Consider the following 20242-nt stretch of genomic DNA (forward strand, 5'->3'; position numbering starts at 1 on the left):
CTGCTATACCAATATAATCTTTATCTTACACGAAGGCTATTCAATATTTTGAACCTGCTCTTTTATGCGTTCTAATTGTGCTTTCATACTAATAACATACTGAGCAATAGTACCATTGTTTGCCTTCGCACCGATTGTATTCATTTCACGATTCAGCTCTTGAACAAGAAAATCCAGCTTGCGTCCTACTGAATCAGGTGTATTTAATGCTTGAATAAATTGTGAAACATGACTTTGAATTCGCGTAAGTTCTTCGCTAATATCTGCTTTTTCAGCAAAAATAGCTACTTCAGTCAGCACTCGCTGCTCATCGAAAGTACCTTCTAAATAGTCGCTCAGCTTTCTTTTAATACGCTCACGATATTGTTCAGCAACTTCAGGAGCAAGTTGTGTAATTTTTTCGCGAATGTCTTGAATGTCCTGTAAGTACCCCATTAAATCGTGATACAGCTCTGATCCCTCTCGTTTCCGCATATCCACTAACTGATGGACAGCAGCTTCAACGGCTTCAAAGATTGCACCATGAATACTCGTCTGATCAGCTTCTTCTTCATAAGTTGTCATCACTTCAGGCATGTGTAAAATGTCTTGAATTTGAACAGATTGTGACAGCCCATGCTTTTCTTGTACTTGCTGCAACGCATGCATGTATTCATCAAGCAGCTGCCAATCCGTCTGCAGTTTCTTTTTTGCCATTTCTTCACCTGAAATAGTAACAAATACTTCTACTCTACCACGTTTTATGTATGTTTGAACGATTTTTTTTATTTTATCTTCAATTTCAATTAATTGTCTTGGCATACGAATAACAATTTCACAAAAACGATGATTAACAGACTTCATTTCGACTGTTACTGATCGATTTTCCACTTCCGCTTTTCCGCGGCCAAAACCAGTCATACTTTTTATCATTATCATCACATCCACTATGTACATCTTACATAAAAAGTATCATAAAAGAAAGTGTTAGCAAAAAAAAGAAATCTCTCTTCTTTATTCAACCTGTAAAGGCTGCCTTCATGAGTTTTCTCATTTGGGACAGCCTGTATTAAAGTATAGCACAATTTATGAAGGTTTTCTTGTTAAAAGTGAACCGGCAAGTAAAAAAGTTGGAAGACTTGCAAGTCCTAAAATAACGAGCCATTCCCGCGGTGCAATGGCCATTGTATGGAAAATAGGCTGCAGGGGCGGATAGTAGATAGCCACCAGCATAAGGATAATAGATGAAATAACGGCTCCTACAAGATATAAGTTCTGAAATGGATTGCGATCAAAGATTGATTTTTCACTTCGGCAGTCAAATACGTGAATAAGCTGTGCCATGACAAGCGTGGCAAATGCAATCGTCTGAGCATACTGCAGCCGATCTGGGTCATTGTCGTAGACAATCATGAATGCAGCAAGTGTAGCAGCTCCAATTAAAAATCCGCGGCTGACTACTTTCCACCCTAATCCTCTTGCAAAAATACCTTCGCGCGGATGCCTTGGATGGCGCTTCATCACGTTGTCCTCTGGCTGGTCTAAGCCAAGAGCCATCGCAGGCAAACCGTCTGTTACTAAGTTTACCCATAGTATTTGAATTGGCACCAGCGGAAGCGGAAGTGCTAAAATCATCGCAAAGAGCATAACTAAGATTTCTCCTACATTTGATGCAAGCAAGTAACGGATAAACTTTCGAATATTTTCATAGATGTTTCGTCCTTCTTTGATCGCTGACTTAATAGTAGCAAAATTATCATCAAGCAAAACGAGTGAAGATGCTTCTTTTGCTACGTCTGTCCCGGTGATGCCCATCGCGATGCCTATGTCTGCTGCTTTAATAGCCGGTGCATCATTTACGCCGTCGCCCGTCATAGCTACAATGTGATCTTTTGCTTGAAGAGCTTTAACAATTTTAAGTTTATGTTCAGGTGATACCCTGGCATATACGTAAACATCATCCACTACTTCTTCTAGCTCTTCCTGCGTCATTTTGGATAAATCCGTTCCTTCCAAGACTTGACCGTTTTTCGGTAAAATGCCTAACTGTTTTGCAATCGCCTGTGCTGTAATGACGTGGTCACCTGTAATCATAACGGTTTTGATTCCTGCGTCTCGGCATTCTTTGACCGCTTGCTTGACTTCTGGTCTTGGCGGATCAATCATTCCTTGAAGCCCGAGGAAAGTAAGGTCTTTTTCTGCTTCGTTCTCTGTATGAACGCTCTCATGGTCTCCTAACGGCCGATAAGCAATAGCAATGGTTCGAAGCGCTTGGCTAGCTAACTGATCAATCGCTCCTTTTACTTCATTATGAACCGTTACCGACAGCGTTTGTTGTCTGCTTTCCCACAAAATATTTTTGCTGTTTACAAGCAGCACATCCGGAGCACCTTTTGTTATGACATAGCGCTTATTAGATGCGTCTTCAATGACTACACTCATCATTTTACGCGTTGAATCAAATGGAAACTCTTCAATAATCGTAAACTGCTTTTGAATGTTTTCTTTTGTCAGCCCCGCTTTCATCGCGGCAACAAGCAAAGCCGCTTCAGTAGGATCCCCGTCGATGACATATTCTTTATCTTTTCTCGAAATGGACGTTTGATTGCAAAGCAGACCAAACACCAAAAGCTGCTGAAGCGGTTTTTCACTCCGTGTATCAACTTCTCTTTCCTCTCGCGAAAATACGCCCGTAGGTTCATACCCTGTCCCTGATACCCTCCACGTCATTCCTCCTGACCAGAGGTGAGTAACCGTCATTTTATTTTGCGTTAATGTGCCCGTTTTGTCTGAGCAAATGACTGACGCGCATCCTAGTGTTTCAACAGCAGGAAGTTTGCGAACAATGGATCTTTGCTTAATCATGCGCTGTACACCAAGAGATAGCGCCACGGTTACGATGGCAGGAAGACCTTCGGGTATGGCAGCAACAGCTAAGGAAACTCCCGCTAAGAACATACTGTATAAATCATGACCTTGCAGCACACCAATCCCGACAACTAATACAGTAAGTGCAAGAGCTACAACGATTAAAATTTTACCTAATTGCTCTAACTTCCGTTGAAGAGGAGTAATCATGGCTTCAGCATTTTGAAGCAAATCAGCAATTTGTCCCATCGCTGTTTTCATTCCAATCCCTACAACGATACCTGTTCCGCTTCCTCGCGTCACAAGCGTACCCATAAACGCCATATTGTCCTGATCTCCAAGCGGCACTTCATCTCCTGGCAAAGCTTTTATTTGCTTGACAACTGGCAAAGACTCTCCCGTAAGCGCTGATTCTTCAATTTCTAGACTTTTGGCTTCCATAATCCGAAGGTCAGCCCCGATACGGTCTCCGCTCGAAAACTTTACAATGTCTCCTACTACCAGCTCTTTAGATGGAAACTTAACCCATTTCCCTTCACGCATAGCTGCTACTTGAGGAGCAGAAAGCTCTTTTAATGCATGAAGAGATTTCTCTGCTTTTCTTTCTTGAAAAAAACCTAGAAATCCATTAATTACTACAATGGCAATAATAGCAATCGCATCGATGTATTCGCCTAAAAGACCTGAAATAAGCGTAGCAGCTAGTAAAACCAGCACCATAAAATCTTTAAACTGCTCTAGAAACACAAGAATGGCCGGTTTTTTCTCTCCTTCAGTCAATTCATTAAATCCTTGCTGCTGCTGACGTGCTTTTACTTCTTTGTGTGTAAGACCATGCTGTCTGTCTGTTTTTGTTACTTCTACTATTGCTTTTTCACCTAATTCATACCATTTCATTGCATCTTTTCACACCCTTTTATTTGTAAATGCACCTATTAGATTGTTACAATCTTATATCGTATGCTTATTCAGACTCGTCCTAAAAAATGCTATACTTTTCTATAGGACAATTTTCAATTACTTAAGGATGTGAGCACTATGTCATTTGATGGTATTTTTACATATGGCATTTTACAAGAATTATCTGAGACCTTGGTTTCAGGACGAATTTCAAAAATATATCAGCCGTTTCCAAACGAGTTGATTTTACAAGTACGCGCTAAAGGTGAAAACCGCAAACTTTTAATCTCAGCTCACCCTAACTATTCACGCGTTCATTTTACAAATGAGCCCTATGAAAATCCATCTGAGCCTCCTATGTTTTGTATGCTTCTTCGCAAACATTTAGAAGGAAGCATTATTGAACAAGTGTATCAGCTTGGATTAGACCGCATTTTAGTCATTGAAACAAAAGGACGAAATGAAATTGGCGACGTGACGTACAAGCAGCTTATTATTGAAATCATGGGAAGACATAGTAATGTTGTGCTTGTAGATAAAGAAAAACAAACGATTATCGACAGCATTAAACACGTTCCAATGGCCTTGAACAGGCACCGTACGCTTCTACCCGGAGCACCTTACGTACTGCCTCCTAGTCAAGATAAGCTTCATCCATTTGAAGCCGATGAAGAAACCGTGGTTAAAAAAATTGATTTTAATAGCGGAAAGTTAGCCACCCAGCTAGTGCAAACCTTCTCGGGGCTTTCTCCTTTAATTGCAAATGAAGTGGTGTTTCGCTCTGGCTTAGCGAATCGTTCTACCCTTCCAAAATCATTCGTCGAAACGATGACGCTGATCAAAGAAGGTCAGTTTACACCGACTCTGACAACCGTTAATCAAAAAGACTACTTTTATTTACTGGAATTAACGCATTTAGAGGGTACGAAAAAAACGTATGCAACCATCAGCCAGCTTCTTGACCGCTATTACTACGGGAAAGCAGAGCGAGATCGTGTAAAGCAGCAAGCGCATGATTTAGTACAGTTTATTTCTACCGAGAAAAAGAAAAATGAGAAAAAAATAAAAAAACTTGAGCAAACGCTGCAAAATGCAGAAAAAGCATCTGATTATCAGCTAGCCGGTGAACTCCTTACCGCAAATTTACACCTTGTCAAAAAAGGAGATGCGAAAGTGGATGTTATTAATTATTATGATGAAAATAGCGGTACACTTACGATTTCATTAGATCCGCAAAAATCACCGTCTCAAAATGCTCAAAGCTATTTCACAAAGTATCAAAAAGCGAAAAATTCCGTTTCGATTGTAATCGAACAAATTGAAAAAGCAAACGAAGAAGTACAGTATTTTGAATCACTTATTCAGCAAATGGATACTGCTACTCACAAAGACATTGCAGAGATTCGTGAAGAGCTTGTGGAAGAAGGATATTTGCGCAACCGTCAGCAAAAACAAGCGAAAAAACAAAAAAACACCACGCCTACACTTGAACAATACGTTTCAAGCGACGGCACGACGATTTTAGTTGGAAAAAACAATAAGCAAAATGAGTATTTAACAAATCGCCTTGCTGCTCGTGATGACGTTTGGTTTCATACAAAAGATATACCGGGTTCTCACGTTGTTATCCGCAGCCAAGAGCCTTCAGAAGAAACAATTTTAGAAGCGGCTCACCTTGCTGCTTACTTTAGTAAAGCCAAGAATTCAAGTTCGGTACCCGTGGACTATACAAAAATTCGCCATGTCAAAAAACCAAGCGGTGCTAAACCTGGTTTTGTGACGTACGATAACCAGCAAACGGTGTACGTAACGCCTAGCGAAGAACTTGTACTGAAGCTGCGTCAGTCATAATAAAAACCCCCTTTCTATGGGACTGACCCCTGATTTCGAGACAGGGATCAAAACACCTTTTAAACAGCCAGTTGTCGGTATTGTACCGGTGACTGGTTGTTTAGTTTCGTTTGAATACGGATATGGTTATAATAAGTAATGTAGCTTTCGACAGTTTGTTCTACGATGGCAGTCGTAGTACATGTTAACTCGTCGAGGTAAAACGTTTCAGACTTTAGGCTGGAATGAAACGATTCAATGGAGGCATTATCTGCAGGTGTCCCTTTGCGGGACATACTCATGATGATGCCTCTTTCTTTGACTTTTCGTTGATACGCATATGATGTGTAAACCGAACCTTGGTCGCTATGCAACGTACATCCCTGAGGTAAAGAAGGGAGTTGACTTAATGTATCTAAAACAAACTCTACGTTTTGACAATCACTCACTGAATACGCAATGATTTCGCCATTAAATAAATCTTGAATACTTGAAAGATACAACTGTTTAGGTCCAAAAGGCAAGTAGGTAATATCGGTAACCAGCTTTTGAAGAGGGCGCTCTGCTCGGAAATTACGGTTTAACACGTTTTCTGCAACCTGATAAGGTTGTCCTGTTTGTTTCCGTTTCTTCCTTTTAACTCGGCATTGCCAACCGTATTTCTGCATGACACGCTGCACTGTTTTATGGTTGATATGCATGGTTTGATTGAGTAACGCTGTAATTTTTCGATAGCCATATCGAAATTTATGTTTACGGCACTGTTCACCAACTTTTCCTTCTATCCATTTCTTTCTCTTTGTTTCTTCTCCTTGCTCATTTTTCTGCCAACGATAATAAGTTGATCGAGGAATACCCAGACACTGACAGATTTGAGAGATAGGCAGTTTCTCTTTTAATTCTTCTACTAAGTTCAAGACAACTTCTGGTACCACTCCCTTTCCAACTCTTTGTACTTTTTTAAGACTTCAATCTGTTGTTTTAAATATCGATTTTCAGCTTCTAACTTTGATGGAGTATCTTGAGAATGACCCCCTTTCCGAGGGGTGTATGTTTGCCCAACGGGCTGTGCCAGGCGATAGGATTCTCCATTTCTATGCCACCTCATCCATGTTTTGAGCTGTGTATAGTTGCGGATCTGTAAAGTTTCCATAACTTCTTTAATTGGTACTCCTGCCAATCTCATTTCAATTGCTTTTAATTTCACTTCTACTGGATAGCTAACTCTTCTTCCCATAGAAAAAACACCTCCAAGTTATTGTTAGGTACTACATACCCGTTTTTTACTTAAAGGTGTTTTTTTATTTGTCTCACTCTATGGGGTCAGTCCCTATATAGAAAGGGGGTTTTTATTATATAGATCTAGTTTAGTTCATCCATGAAGGGTCTGAAGGATTTTCACGCCATTTAAATAGCTTGTCCATCGCTTCTTCTTCAATGTATCCCGCTTCGTTTGCCGCTTCTACTAGCGTAGAGTAGTCTGTTAGCGAATAAACTTGAAGTTCTTTTTCTTTAAACAGCTGACGCGCTTTTTCCAGCTCATATGTAAAGATGGACACAACTCCCAGCACTTCACACCCCTGCGCTTTTAATGCATCGACTGCGGTAAACACACTTCCGCCAGTTGAAATCAAATCTTCAATCACAACAACTTTTTGGCCTTTTGTTACTTTTCCTTCGATCTGATTTCCTTGGCCATGTTCTTTTGCTTTGCTTCGCACATAGCACATTGGAAGCTCTAGCGCTTCACTTACCCATGCTGCATGAGGGATACCAGCTGTAGCGGTACCAGCAATCACTTCTGCATTGGCAAAATACGTTTTAATTAAATGCTGCAGACCTTTTGCAATTTCTTTTCGCACTTTCGGGTAGCTAAGCGTTAGACGGTTGTCACAATAAATAGGCGACTTAATTCCAGAGGCCCACGTAAACGGCTCGTTTGGTTGAAGGCTTACTGCCTCAATATCAATTAATTGTTTTGCAATTTCTTTTCGTAGTTTTGTCATCGCGTAATACGCTCCCCTTTCCACTGCTGTAACATCTCATAATATGCTTTAAGCGGGTCTTTTGCTTTAGTAATAGAACGTCCAACGACAATGGCACTTGAGCCATATTCTCTCGCTAGCTGAGGTGTTGCCACACGGACTTGGTCATCTACTGAATCTGTGCCCATACGAATACCCGGCGTTACGGTCAAAAAGTCCTCTCCTGCTGCTTTTCGAATCGAAGGCACTTCATGAGTAGAACATACAACGCCGTCAAGTCCACTTTTTTTAGCAAGCGCTGCATAATGCGTAACCACTTCTTGCATCGAATGTGTAATGAGCTGCTGCTCTTTTAGCATTTCATCAGATGTACTCGTTAGCTGAGTAACCGCAATACAATCCGGGCGCTTTTTGCCGGCAGCGGTTCCTAAGTCAAGTCCTTCAACGGCTGCTTGCATCATGTTCATTCCGCCCGCTGCGTGAACGTTAACCAAATCCACTTCAAGAGAAGCTAAAGACTTCATCCCTTGCTTTACTGTATTGGGAATATCATGAAGCTTTAAGTCTAAAAAGATTTGGTGGTTTTGCTCTTTTAATGCAGAAATAATGAATAACCCTTCTTTATAAAACAGTTCCATGCCTACTTTCACAAATAATGACTCTTGTTGAAAAGGCATTAAAAACTGCTGTACATCGTTAATTGATGAAAAATCAAGAGCAATGATTAACGGTTGCTTCACGCTTTTTCCAGCTCCTTCCGATACATTCTGAAACATGCTCGTATCCTAATGATGTTAATAGCCTTGGCAGTTCGTCAATGATGGTTGGACATACATACGGGTCAACAAAGTTTGCTGTACCAACCGCCACTGCACTTGCACCTGCATATAGGAACTCGAGTGCATCTTCAGCAGTCGTCACTCCGCCCATACCGATAATTGGAATGTTCACTTTTTGGCTCACTTCATATACCATTCGAATCGCTACAGGTTTAATTGATGGGCCTGACAGTCCGCCTGTGCCGTTCGCTAAAACCGGCTGAGCTGTTTTCAAATCCAGACGCATCCCGAGAAGCGTATTGATCATCGTTAAGCCATCCGCACCAGCTTCTTCAACAGCCATCGCCATGTCTACAATATTGGATACGTTTGGTGATAGTTTAACATAAACTGGAACATTTGAAACATCTTTTACTGCTTTCGTTAAACGAGCAGCAATGACAGGATCTACGCCAAACGCAATTCCGCCTTCTTTTACGTTAGGGCATGAAATATTCAATTCAAGTGCTTTTACATTTGATACGGTTGAAATTTCTTTTGCCACGTGCACATATTCTTCAATTGAAGCACCGGCTACGTTCGCGATAATCGGCACATCATATTGCTGAAGCCAAACGAGCTCTTCGTTCATTACTTTTTCTAACCCAGGATTTTGTAATCCGATCGCATTTAACATTCCTGCAGATGTTTCCGCTACGCGAGGAGTTGGATTGCCGAAACGAGTGTCAGCAGTAGTCGCTTTAATCATAATGGCTCCAAGTGCATCAAGTGAATAAAATTGAGCATACTCACGCCCAAATCCAAAACAGCCGGATGCTGGCATAATTGGATTTTTCAAATCTAATCCTGGCAATGTCGTTTTTAGCATACTCATAGAAGCACCTCCCCTGCTTGAAAGACGGGACCGTCGCTGCAGATTTTTTTATACGCCGTAGAATCTTCACTTTCTCTGCATACACATGCAAAACAAGCGCCGATTCCACAACCCATTCTTTCTTCTAAAGAAATGTAAAGCGGCTTGTTTGTATAATTATTTTCTAGTGCTTTCAACATCGGAGTTGGACCGCATGAAAACATAACATCATATGAAAACTGCTGCTCGTCAATCACCGTTGTGACAAAACCTTTTGTTCCGTAAGAGCCGTCTACCGTTGCAATATATGTTTCTCCTAAAGCTAAAAACTCTCGCTCGTAAAATACGTCTGCTTTTGATTGAAAGCCTAAGACGTGAATAACCTGCACGCCTTTTTCACGAAGTCTTTTTGAAAGCTCATAGAGCGGAGGCACTCCAATGCCTCCCCCTACTAATAAAGCCGTTTGACCTGACTCTATGGCATCTAATGGAAAACCGTGGCCAAGCGGACCTAACACGTCAATCGACTGGCCGGCTTGTTTTTCGGCAAGCAGCGATGTTCCCGCCCCTTCTGCACGGTAAATCATCGTAAATTGTTCGTGCGTTTGGTCAATTTCTGCAATACTGATTGGTCTGCGAAGCAGTGGCAAATAGTCGTTGTTGACGCGGATATGCACAAACTGCCCCGGCTCATTCATGAAACGAACAAGCTCGCCTTGAAGGGTTAATTCATATACATTGTGTGTTAACGGTCGCTGACTGACGACTTGCATCATTTCATGTTTGATCATACGGTTGTCACCTCTTTAGTTGGACGAACTTTTTTCATTGGTGTTGTATGGAAGCTGATCGTTTCAAGCACTCGTAAAATCGCTTCTGCTGTATCAAGTGATGTTAAGCAAGGCACACCATTTTCAACTGCTTCGCGGCGAATTTTAAATCCGTCACGCGCAGGCTGTTTTCCTTTTGTTAGCGTGTTGATGACAAGCTGCGCTTCACCTTTTCGTATCACATCTAAAAGATTGTGATCTTCATGATGAATTTTATTTACTATTTTTACGCGAATGTCTTCTTTTGTAAACGTTGAAGCTGTTCCTTCCGTTGCAATTACCTGATAGCCGATGTTAGCAAAACGCTTCGCTAGCGCTGTTGCCTCTTCTTTATCTTTATCCGCTACTGTCATAAGTACTGAACCGTATGGCTTAATGGACATACCTGACGCAATTAGTCCTTTATATAACGCTTTTTCGTACGTTGAATCTTGCCCCATTACTTCTCCAGTAGATTTCATTTCAGGTCCAAGCGTAATATCTACGCGGCGCAGCTTTGCAAATGAGAAGACCGGCACTTTTACGTAGACACCTTCTTCTTCAGGGTGCATGCCTGATTCATAGCCAAGCACTCGCAAACTTGTTCCTAAAATTACTTTTGTTGCGACATTCGCCATCGGAATACGCGTGATTTTACTTAAGAACGGCACCGTACGGCTTGAACGAGGATTTACTTCAAGAACAAACACTTCTCCTTTTGATAAGACGAACTGAATGTTAAGCAGTCCAATAATGTTTAAACCTTTTGCAATACGTGTTGTGTAATCAATGATTGTATCTTTTACGTCCTGTGACAGAGTTTGCGGTGGATATACAGCGATGGAGTCACCTGAGTGTACACCCGCGCGCTCTACATGTTCCATGATCCCTGGAATAACCACTGTTTCACCGTCTGAAATGGCATCGACTTCAATTTCTTTTCCAGTTAAGTAGCGGTCGATTAACACAGGGTGATCAGCGTGTACTTTTACCGCGTGTTTCATATAGTGAAGCAGTTCTTCTTCTTTATACACAATTTCCATTGCGCGTCCGCCCAGTACGTATGAAGGACGTACAAGCACCGGATAACCAATTTCTTTCGCCACAACCACTGCTTCTTCTACGGATGTAACCGTCTTTCCAAGCGGCTGAGGTACTTCTAAACGTGCTAGCGTCGCTTCGAATTTTTTACGGTCTTCCGCTGCATCTAAACTTTCAAGCGACGTTCCTAAAATCTTGACCCCTCTTGCTTCTAGCTCATCCGCTAAGTTGATTGCTGTTTGACCACCGAACTGTACAACCACACCTTCTGGTTTTTCTAAATCGATGATATGCATCACATCTTCAATCGTCAGCGGCTCGAAGTATAATTTATCTGAAATACTGAAGTCAGTTGATACTGTTTCTGGATTGTTATTGACAATAATCGCTTCGTATCCAGCTTCTTTAATCGCCCACACCGAGTGAACCGTTGCATAGTCAAACTCAATTCCTTGCCCGATGCGGATCGGACCTGACCCTAACACTACAACGCTTTTACGATCTGTAACAATCGATTCGTTTTCATCTTCAAACGTACCGTAGAAATATGGTGTTGTAGATTCAAATTCTGCTGCACATGTATCTACCGTTTTGTATACTGGCATCACGCCATTTTGTTTGCGGAAGTCATATACTTCACGCTCTGTTTGATTCCATAGCTTAGCAATCGTGCAGTCTGCAAATCCCATTTCTTTTGCTTCCTGTAAAACTTCTACGTTATGAATCTCTTCTTTTAACACATTTTCAAAAGCAATCACTTTTTCAAGTTTTACTAAGAAGAAGAGATCGATTTTGCTCCAGTCATGAATTTGCTGAATTGTTACGCCGCGGCGAATAGCTTCTGCGATGTAGAATAATCGCTCATCACCAGCTTTGCGAATACGTTTTTCAATAATGGCATCATCAAATTCATGCGCATCTTTCAGCTCTAAGTGATGAACGTTTGACTCTAGTGAGCGTACGGCTTTTAAAATTGACTCTTCGAACGTGCGGCCAATTGCCATTACTTCCCCTGTTGCTTTCATCTGTGTACCTAGTTTACGGTTAGCTGATTCAAATTTATCAAACGGCCAGCGTGGAATTTTAGATACGATGTAATCTAGTGCCGGTTCGAAACATGCGTACGTCTTCCCAGTTACCGGGTTCATCATTTCATCTAATGTTAAGCCTACCGCAATTTTTGCTGCTAATTTTGCAATTGGATACCCTGTTGCTTTTGATGCTAAAGCCGATGAGCGGCTTACACGAGGGTTTACTTCAATTACGTAATACTGGAAGCTTTCTGGGTCTAGTGCTAGCTGAACGTTACATCCGCCTTCGATTTTAAGCGCTCGGATAATTGTTAGTGACGCATTTCTAAGCAGCTGATACTCACGGTCGCTTAGCGTTTGGCTTGGTGCTACAACAATTGAATCTCCCGTATGAATACCGACCGGATCAAAGTTTTCCATATTACATACTACGATCGCATTATCGTTTGCATCGCGCATTACTTCATATTCAATTTCTTTAAAGCCTGCAATGCTTTTCTCAAGTAAGCACTGTGTTACAGGACTGTGTTTTAATCCACTTGTTACAATTTCAATCAACTCTTGCTCGTTGTTACAAATTCCGCCTCCCGTACCGCCAAGCGTATAAGCAGGACGCACGATTACCGGATAGTTTACTTGTTCAACAAACGCATACGCTTCGTCTAGCGAATGAATGATTTCACTTGCTGGGACAGGCTGATTTAGTTCATTCATTAGTGAACGGAACTGCTCACGGTCTTCAGCTTGTTCAATCGCCGATAATTTTGTCCCGAGAATTTCTACGTTAAATTCATCTAAAATGCCTGTTTCATGTAATTCTACCGCTAAGTTCAGTCCCGTTTGACCGCCAAGCGTTGGAAGCAGTGCATCCGGGCGTTCTTTACGAATAATTGAGCTTACAAATTCAACCGTTAGAGGTTCAATATATACTTTATCTGCCATTTCTGAGTCTGTCATGATTGTTGCAGGATTGGAGTTCACAAGAATAACTTTATATCCTTCTTCTTTTAGTGCAATACACGCTTGCGCTCCTGCATAGTCAAACTCTGCCGCCTGTCCGATGACGATTGGTCCTGATCCGATTACGAGAATTGTGTTAATATCTTGACGTTTTGGCATTAGCAATTACCTACTTTCTGATTGTTTTTCATAAGATTCATAAATTCGTTGAACAATCCGTTTGCATCTTCAGGTCCCGGTGATGCTTCAGGGTGATATTGAACCGTAAATGCCGGATATTCTTTATGCTTTACTCCTTCAACTGTTCCATCGTTAAGCGCAACGTGCGTCACTTCTAATGGCGTGTTGACAAGAGATGGCTCACATACTGTATAGCCGTGGTTTTGAGATGTAAGAGCTACTTTATTGGTTTTTAGATCCTTTACAGGATGGTTGGATCCACGATGACCAAATTTCATTTTTTCTGTATCTGCTCCGCATGCTAGCGCAAACAGCTGATGTCCTAAACAAATTCCGAAAAGAGGAACCTTTCCTAAAACCCCTTGAATCATCTCGATTGCTTCAGGTACGTCTTTTGGGTCTCCAGGTCCGTTGCTTAACATGATGCCATCTGGATTTAATTGAAGAATTTCTTGCGCAGTTACGTTATAAGGAACCACAATCACGTCGCATTGACGAGCTGTTAATTCGCGTAAAATTCCGTGTTTCATTCCAAAGTCAACGAGTACCACTTTTTTACCTCTGCCTGGGCTTGGGTAAGGCTTCACTGTTGATACTTTTTTAACTGAATCAGTCGGAAGTTTATGATTTTGAAGCTGTGCTACCACTTCTTCTACATTGACTTCCATGTTGCATACGCGTCCGCGAAGCGCACCGTGCTGACGAATTTTTCTCGTTAATTTTCTCGTGTCGATTCCAGCTAATCCTGGAATATCTTTTTGTTTTAAAAATTCATCTACTGATAGTTCACTTCTGAAGTTTGAAGGAGCATCACAAATTTCTTTTACAATCAAACCGTGTACAGCTGGTTCAATCGACTCAAAGTCATCGCGGTTAATACCGTAGTTTCCGATTAAAGGATATGTTAATGTCACAATTTGTGCACAGTATGATGGATCAGATAGAATTTCTTGATATCCTGTCATTCCCGTGTTGAAAACAACTTCTCCTGTCATTTCTTTGTCGCTGCCGAATCCTTTTCCGATAAATACTGTTCCATCTTCTAAAATTAGTTGACGTTGCATGCTTTAACATCCTCCCATACTCGTTTACCTTCTACTAATGTCATTACCGGCCAACCTTTGCATACCCAGTTAGCAAACGGCGTATTTTTACCTTTTGATACAAATTCTTCTGGATTAATTGCTTTTTCTGTTTCAAGATCAATGATAGTTAAATCTGCTGGTTTCCCTACTTCGATGGTGCCATAAGGAAGGTTGAACGTGTCAGCAGGCTTGTTTGTTAAATATGATACTAGCTGCTCTAGCGTCATTACTTCTTTTAATACCAAGTTTGTATAAAGAAGCGGGAAAGCTGTTTCAAGTCCCACAATCCCAAACGGCGCAAGCTCCATGCCTTCTGCTTTTTCTTCCGCTGTGTGCGGTGCATGATCAGTGGCGATAAAATCAAGCGTTCCGTCTAATAAAGCTTCAATTAATGCCTGTTGATCACCTTTTCCTCGAAGCGGCGGATTCATTTTAAAATTCGAATCAAGTCCCGGGATATCTTCTTCATTTAGTAACAAATGATGTGGCGTTACTTCTGCGGTTACGCGAATGCCTGCTTTTTTTGCATCCCGAATGGCGCGAATGGATTCTTTTGTACTTACATGACACACATGGTAGTGACAGTTTGCTGCTTCAGCAAGCAGGACATCTCGTGCAATTTGAACGGCTTCGCAGATAGAAGGGATACCGTTTAGTCCATGTTCTTTTGCAAATTTCCCGTCGTGTACGCAGCCTTTGTTAATTAAATCATTATCTTCACAGTGTGCAACGATTGCTTTATTTAATGAAGCGGCTTTCTTCATCGCTTCTAGCATCATTCCTGTTGACTGAACGCCTACTCCATCATCTGTAAAAGCAAATGCGCCCGCTTCTTTTAAGCCTTCAAAGTCCGTTAGTTCTTTTCCTAATTGGCGAGTGGTAATCGATGCGTATGGCAATACGCGAACATGTGCTGTTTCTTCAATACGCTTGTTTACCCACTCCATTTGTTCAACAGTATCCGGAACTGGACGCGTGTTTGGCATTGCAGCAATTGCTGTAAAACCGCCCTTTGCCGCTGCTAGAGTACCTGTTTCAATCGTTTCTTTCTTTTCTCCCCCTGGCTCGCGCAAGTGAACGTGGACATCGATTAAACCCGGTGATAAGAAGTTCCCGCCTGCATCAATGACTTCTTCATTCTGTACGTCGATGTGTGAAGCTATTTCAGCAATTACACCATTTTCAATTTTCAGTTCGACTTGTTCAATTTTCCCTTCATTTAACCATGTAGCATTTTTGATAATTGTTGTCATTATTAAGTCCCCTTTCAATTGGTTGTAGCGCTCTTGCTAATACTGCCATGCGAATGTACACGCCATTTTGCATTTGTTTAAAAATTCTTGATCGTTCACATTCAACGAGCTCATCTGCAATTTCGACCCCTCTGTTTACAGGAGCTGGATGAAGGATAATGCTATGTGATTTCATTTTCCGCTCTCGTTCAACGGTTAATCCGAAGCGGCTGTGGTAGTTCTGTGCAAGCTCTGAAGTGTTCTCTTCATGCCTTTCAAATTGAATACGCAGCAGCATCACAACATCGACCGTTTCGATTGCTTGATCGATATCAAGATATGTACCGTGTCTGTTCTCTTCATCTTTCCATTCTTCAGGTCCCGCAAAATATACGGTCGCCCCGAGTTTTGTCAGCATTTCAGCATTCGATCTCGCTACGCGGCTATGTCGCAAATCTCCGACTATTGCGACTTTTAATCCTTTAAACGAGCCGAACTCTTGGCGAATCGTCAGTAGATCAAGCAGACACTGAGTTGGATGCTGACCGCATCCGTCTCCTGCATTAATGATGGGAATCGATACTTTTTCCTGCAGTGCTTCATAATAACGATCTTGCGGGTGGCGAATAACAACTGACTGAACGCCGATTGAAGCTAATGTTTCAATCGTGTCATAAAGCGTTTCTCCTTTTTGGACGCTTGAAGTTGTTACTTCAAACGGAATTGTTGTTAATCCTAGCTGCTGTTCTGCCATTTCAAAGCTGCATCGAGTACGCGTGCTCGCTTCAAAAAATAAGTTGGCAACAAACATTTTCTCTTCCGGTTTCCATCCTTGTTTATTCGTTCGATAGTTTTCAGCGCTGTCTAAAATCTCTAGAATTTCATTTGTTTCTAGTGTTGAGACTGTCACTAAATGTTTCATATCGATTCCCTCCATTTTTGCTTTCCTCGCATTTCTTTATAAAAAAACACCCTTTCTAACTTAGAAAGGGTGTAAGAAAACAAGCTTCGTCTATAACGCGCTTTTCACACACCCTTAGAAACCTCTCTGGATTTCAATTAAAAGGCGTTCTATGAAATTTTTCGTGCTGACGTTTGTTGAACGTTTTCGGCTTCTTTTATCTTCTCTTTCGGCAGAACTAGATTCAGCAGAACTCCCATGATAGCAGACAGTGCCATGCTATCAATCTTTACATGTTCTGAGATATCTAAGTGTGCTCCTCCGATTCCTAACACTAAGATAATCGAAGCAATCATTAAGTTTCGTTTTGATCCAAGGTCTACCTTTGCATCCACCATCATGCGCAAGCCCGATGAAGCAATGATTCCGAATAAGAGAATTGAAATCCCGCCCATGACCGGCGTTGGTATACTTGAAATAAGAGCGTTGATTTTCCCGACAAACCCGAACAAAATCGCGAAGACTGCTGCTCCTGCTATCACAAATACGCTAAGCACCTTTGTGATGGCTAACACTCCGATGTTCTCACCGTATGTTGTATTTGGCGGTCCGCCGATCAGCGCAGCAAGCATAGTTGCTACTCCGTCTCCTAAAATCGATCTGTGCAGCCCTGGCTTTTCAATATAGTTTCGATCCACAATCTTATTTAAGACGAGAATGTGTCCGATATGTTCTGAAAGTGTTACGACTGCTACAGGTACCATGATAAGCACAATCCCCAGTGAAATGGACGGCGTGTATGTGACAAACGGCACGTAGAAGTGAGGTACTTCAATCCACTCTGCTTTCACTACCTTTGAAAAGTCTACCAATCCTTGTGTATAAGCGAAGATGTATCCGCCGATAATTCCCATCAGTACCGGAATCAGGCTGATAATGTTTTTAAAGAAGATTGAGCAAGCAACTGTTATCGCTAGTGTCACAAGCGCAACCATCAGGTAAGTTAAGCTGTAATTTCCTTTTGCATCGTTCATAGCCATGCCTACTGCTGTATTAGCTAGTCCTAAGCCTATAACCATAATAACTGGTCCTACTACAACTGGAGGAAGCAGCTTCATAATCCAATTGATTCCTGTTCCTTTTATAATCAAAGCAACGATTCCATAAACAAGTCCGGCTAAGAAACAGCCAACCATCGTTTCTTCAGGTCCAAACGAAGCTTTTGCGAAAATGATTGGCGTTATGAACGCGAACGATGAACCAAGATAAGAAGGAATTTGACCTCTTGTAATGAGCAAGAAAGCAAGCGTTCCTACCCCGCTTGAAATCAAAGCAATTGCCGGGCTGAACCCGACTAGGAACGGCACTAACACCGTCGACCCAAACATTGCAAACAAATGCTGTAGACTCAATGTTAACCAATTTACTGCTTTTGGTTTATCATGTATATCAAGTACAAAATCTCGTTGTTGACTCATATGTTTTTCCTCCTATCACTATTAAAAAACCTCTTTACGCAGAGGCAAAGAGGTTTTCAGCATACAAGGAAGACGCTATACCGCAGTATCGTTTTCCTTGTATAGTGACCCACCTTTTGCAGCCTCACGGGACTACCATTTAAAAGGGTATATAATTTATTTTTCGTAAATAGACACGTGGTCTTTTTCATCTACTTCCATTAAATGCACCGCAATTTTTTTCACTTTTAGCTGTCGGCACGTTTTTGCCAACATAGTCTGCTCGAATCGGCAGCTCGCGGTGCCCTCTATCCACTAAAACAGCCAGCTGAATGAGTTCAGGTCGGCCGATATCAATCAGTGCATCAAGTGCTGCTCGAACCGTACGGCCCGTATATAACACATCGTCTACTAAGATGACGTTCTTATTTGCAATATCTGTCGGAATATCTGATCCTTTTACGAGAGGCTCATCATTGCTTGTCACTTTCGATAAATCATCTCGGTAAAGCGTGATGTCTAGTTCTCCGACTGGCAATGTATTTCCTTCAATTTGTGCAATTCGTTCTGCTAAACGTTTTGCGATATAAATACCTCGCGTTTTAATCCCCACTAGCACACAATTTTCGATTCCTTTATTCTTTTCAATAATCTCATGTGCAATTCGAGTTAAAGCGCGGCGAATAGCCTGTTCGTCAAGTACGGTAGCTTTTACGTTCACTGTTTTTCACCTCAAGTTGTTGACATAAAAAAAATCCTCTTGCCTTGAGGCAAGAGGATTTGGTTTCAGACATATTTCTTCAAAAAGGCTATAAGTATGCCTTTTCTGCACCGTTTCCTTCTCAGCCTCTCTGGACTGTTCTTAAAGGTTCTTATTAAGTTAATACAAGTATGCCATCACTTATGGCAGTTGTCAACTTCTTTTTTCAATAAGCTCTAGCATCTCATTAAACTCTTTTGGAGCCGGTGCTTCAAATTCCATATATTCATTTGTACGAGGGTGAATAAAGCCTAATACACCTGCATGAAGCGCTTGTCCGTCAATCGGAAGCGTTTTTTTCGGTCCGTACTTCGGATCCCCGGCAAGCGGAAAGCCAATATACTTCATATGAACGCGAATTTGGTGTGTTCGCCCCGTTTCTAGCTTACATTCGACCAGTGAAAAATCTTTAAAACGCTGCAATACAGTAAAGTGCGTCACTGCATCACGGCTGTTTTCATCAGTGACCGTCATGCTTTGACGATCTTGCTTATCTCGGCCGATTGGCGCATCAATTGTACCGTGATCGTGCGCAATTACTCCGTGAACGATAGCTTTATAGCGACGCGTCACTGTTTTAGCTACAAGCTGACTAACTAGTGATTCATGAGCTAAATCATTTTTTGCAACCATAAGTAAACCGGATGTATCTTTATCAATTCGATGAACGATACCAGGGCGCATAACGCCGTTAATACCGGATAAATCTTTACAGTGAGCCATTAGGCCGTTTACAAGCGTGCCGCTATGATGACCAGGAGCTGGATGTACAACCATGCCGCGAGGTTTATTTACAACAAGCACATCTTGATCTTCATAATAAATATCTAAATCCATTTCTTCCGCTACCACATCAAGCTCTTCTAGTTCCGGCACTTCAATAACAACAGCGTCTCCTGTTTTACATTTATAGTTTCCTTTAACAGTTTTATCGTTCACTTTTGCGTGACCTTCTTTAATCCATTGCTGCACTTGTGAACGTGACCATTCTGCATTTACAGTCGAAAGTACTTTATCAATACGTTCTCCTGCTTGTTCTTCATTTATAACTGTTTCAATTACATTCATTCTTTGTGCTCCTTCTTCATTTTCCCTTCAAACAGCGTCATAATAAACATGATGATTACTCCGACGACAAGTGCCGAATCAGCTACGTTAAAAATCGGAAAATCATACGTAAAGATGTATGTATTTACGAAATCAACTACTTCTTTACGGACCACTCGATCAATAAAGTTTCCAATGGCGCCGCCTAACATTAATGCTAGCGCAATACCGAACCATTTATCTTGTTTTTTGAGCTTTTGAATATAAATTATTAAACCGACTACCACAACCACCGTAATGAGATAAAAGAACCACATCTGTCCTTGTAAAATCCCCCACGCGGCTCCTCTGTTACGATGAGAGGTAATGTAAAGAAAGTTTTCAATTACGGTGATGCTTTGTCCATAATACATTTCTTTTACAATCATCCATTTTGTTACCTGATCAATAAGTATAACAGCTAAAGCGATAAGATAATAAAACACAAACGTTTTCCTCCCGCAATAAAATCAAACGAATCCATACTAAAGCATTTTAGCACATAA

The 20242-nt window shown here is 41.4% G+C and carries 15 protein-coding genes and 1 pseudogene; 1 reads left to right on the forward strand and 15 read right to left on the reverse strand.

What is annotated here, in order from left to right; translation table 11 throughout:
• Positions 1 to 36: 36 nt before the first annotated feature.
• Positions 37 to 912 (reverse strand): YicC/YloC family endoribonuclease, encoded by an 876-nt coding sequence (locus Q5794_RS21700; protein ID WP_214984402.1) that lies wholly within the window; start codon positions 910 to 912, stop codon positions 37 to 39.
• A gap of 153 nt (positions 913 to 1065) precedes the next feature.
• Positions 1066 to 3744, reverse strand: a complete 2679-nt coding sequence (locus Q5794_RS21705) for a calcium-translocating P-type ATPase, SERCA-type (protein ID WP_214984401.1) — start codon at positions 3742 to 3744, stop codon at positions 1066 to 1068.
• A 141-nt stretch (positions 3745 to 3885) separates the two neighbouring features.
• Here Q5794_RS21705 and Q5794_RS21710 point away from each other — a divergent pair, with 141 nt between their 5' ends.
• Positions 3886 to 5598: an NFACT family protein gene (locus tag Q5794_RS21710; RefSeq protein ID WP_214984400.1), complete on the forward strand. Its 1713-nt coding sequence runs from the start codon at positions 3886 to 3888 to the stop codon at positions 5596 to 5598.
• A gap of 59 nt (positions 5599 to 5657) precedes the next feature.
• On the opposite strand, the gene Q5794_RS21715 is transcribed toward Q5794_RS21710, so the two are convergent.
• The 13 genes and pseudogenes from Q5794_RS21715 to lspA form a co-directional block, all read right to left on the reverse strand.
• A protein-coding gene (locus tag Q5794_RS21715; protein WP_374988421.1) for an IS3 family transposase occupies positions 5658 to 6814 on the reverse strand; the annotation gives its coding sequence in 2 pieces (ribosomal slippage) (positions 5658 to 6544 and positions 6544 to 6814; 1158 coding nt in all).
• Positions 6815 to 6944: 130 nt separating this feature from the next.
• Positions 6945 to 7583: an orotate phosphoribosyltransferase gene (gene pyrE / locus Q5794_RS21720; RefSeq protein WP_013058931.1), complete on the reverse strand. Its 639-nt coding sequence runs from the start codon at positions 7581 to 7583 to the stop codon at positions 6945 to 6947.
• Entirely contained in the window at positions 7580 to 8302 is a 723-nt protein-coding gene (gene pyrF / locus Q5794_RS21725) for an orotidine-5'-phosphate decarboxylase (protein ID WP_214984399.1), read from the reverse strand. Before pyrF ends, pyrE begins: the two co-directional genes overlap by 4 nt.
• Complete coding sequence (locus Q5794_RS21730; protein ID WP_016765435.1) at positions 8274 to 9215, reverse strand: dihydroorotate dehydrogenase; 942 nt, start codon at positions 9213 to 9215, stop codon at positions 8274 to 8276. The genes pyrF and Q5794_RS21730 overlap by 29 nt, the downstream gene beginning before the upstream one ends.
• Positions 9212 to 9985, reverse strand: coding sequence for a dihydroorotate dehydrogenase electron transfer subunit (locus Q5794_RS21735; protein WP_048019830.1), 774 nt, complete (start codon positions 9983 to 9985; stop codon positions 9212 to 9214). The genes Q5794_RS21730 and Q5794_RS21735 overlap by 4 nt, the downstream gene beginning before the upstream one ends.
• Positions 9982 to 13194, reverse strand: coding sequence for a carbamoyl-phosphate synthase large subunit (gene carB / locus Q5794_RS21740; RefSeq protein WP_214984398.1), 3213 nt, complete (start codon positions 13192 to 13194; stop codon positions 9982 to 9984). Before carB ends, Q5794_RS21735 begins: the two co-directional genes overlap by 4 nt.
• Positions 13194 to 14279 carry a carbamoyl phosphate synthase small subunit gene (locus Q5794_RS21745; protein WP_192996213.1) on the reverse strand — a complete coding sequence of 362 codons (1086 nt, stop codon included), beginning with the start codon at positions 14277 to 14279 and terminating at the stop codon, positions 13194 to 13196. The genes carB and Q5794_RS21745 overlap by 1 nt, the downstream gene beginning before the upstream one ends.
• Positions 14264 to 15553 carry a dihydroorotase gene (locus Q5794_RS21750; RefSeq protein ID WP_374988422.1) on the reverse strand — a complete coding sequence of 430 codons (1290 nt, stop codon included), beginning with the start codon at positions 15551 to 15553 and terminating at the stop codon, positions 14264 to 14266. Before Q5794_RS21750 ends, Q5794_RS21745 begins: the two co-directional genes overlap by 16 nt.
• A complete protein-coding gene (locus Q5794_RS21755; RefSeq protein WP_214984396.1) occupies positions 15516 to 16454 on the reverse strand; it encodes an aspartate carbamoyltransferase catalytic subunit in 939 nt (312 codons plus the stop codon). The genes Q5794_RS21750 and Q5794_RS21755 overlap by 38 nt, the downstream gene beginning before the upstream one ends.
• A 149-nt stretch (positions 16455 to 16603) precedes the next feature.
• Positions 16604 to 17911: a uracil-xanthine permease family protein gene (locus tag Q5794_RS21760; protein WP_025750364.1), complete on the reverse strand. Its 1308-nt coding sequence runs from the start codon at positions 17909 to 17911 to the stop codon at positions 16604 to 16606.
• A 156-nt stretch (positions 17912 to 18067) separates the two neighbouring features.
• Positions 18068 to 18611, reverse strand: a pseudogene (gene pyrR / locus Q5794_RS21765) (bifunctional pyr operon transcriptional regulator/uracil phosphoribosyltransferase PyrR).
• Between the two features lie 192 nt (positions 18612 to 18803).
• Positions 18804 to 19718 carry an RluA family pseudouridine synthase gene (locus tag Q5794_RS21770; RefSeq protein ID WP_214984395.1) on the reverse strand — a complete coding sequence of 305 codons (915 nt, stop codon included), beginning with the start codon at positions 19716 to 19718 and terminating at the stop codon, positions 18804 to 18806.
• Positions 19715 to 20182 (reverse strand): signal peptidase II, encoded by a 468-nt coding sequence (lspA, locus tag Q5794_RS21775; RefSeq protein ID WP_013084844.1) that lies wholly within the window; start codon positions 20180 to 20182, stop codon positions 19715 to 19717. Before lspA ends, Q5794_RS21770 begins: the two co-directional genes overlap by 4 nt.
• Positions 20183 to 20242: the final 60 nt, after the last annotated feature.

The organism is Priestia megaterium, assembly GCF_041941685.1.
GTDB lineage: Bacteria > Bacillota > Bacilli > Bacillales > Bacillaceae_H > Priestia > Priestia megaterium_C.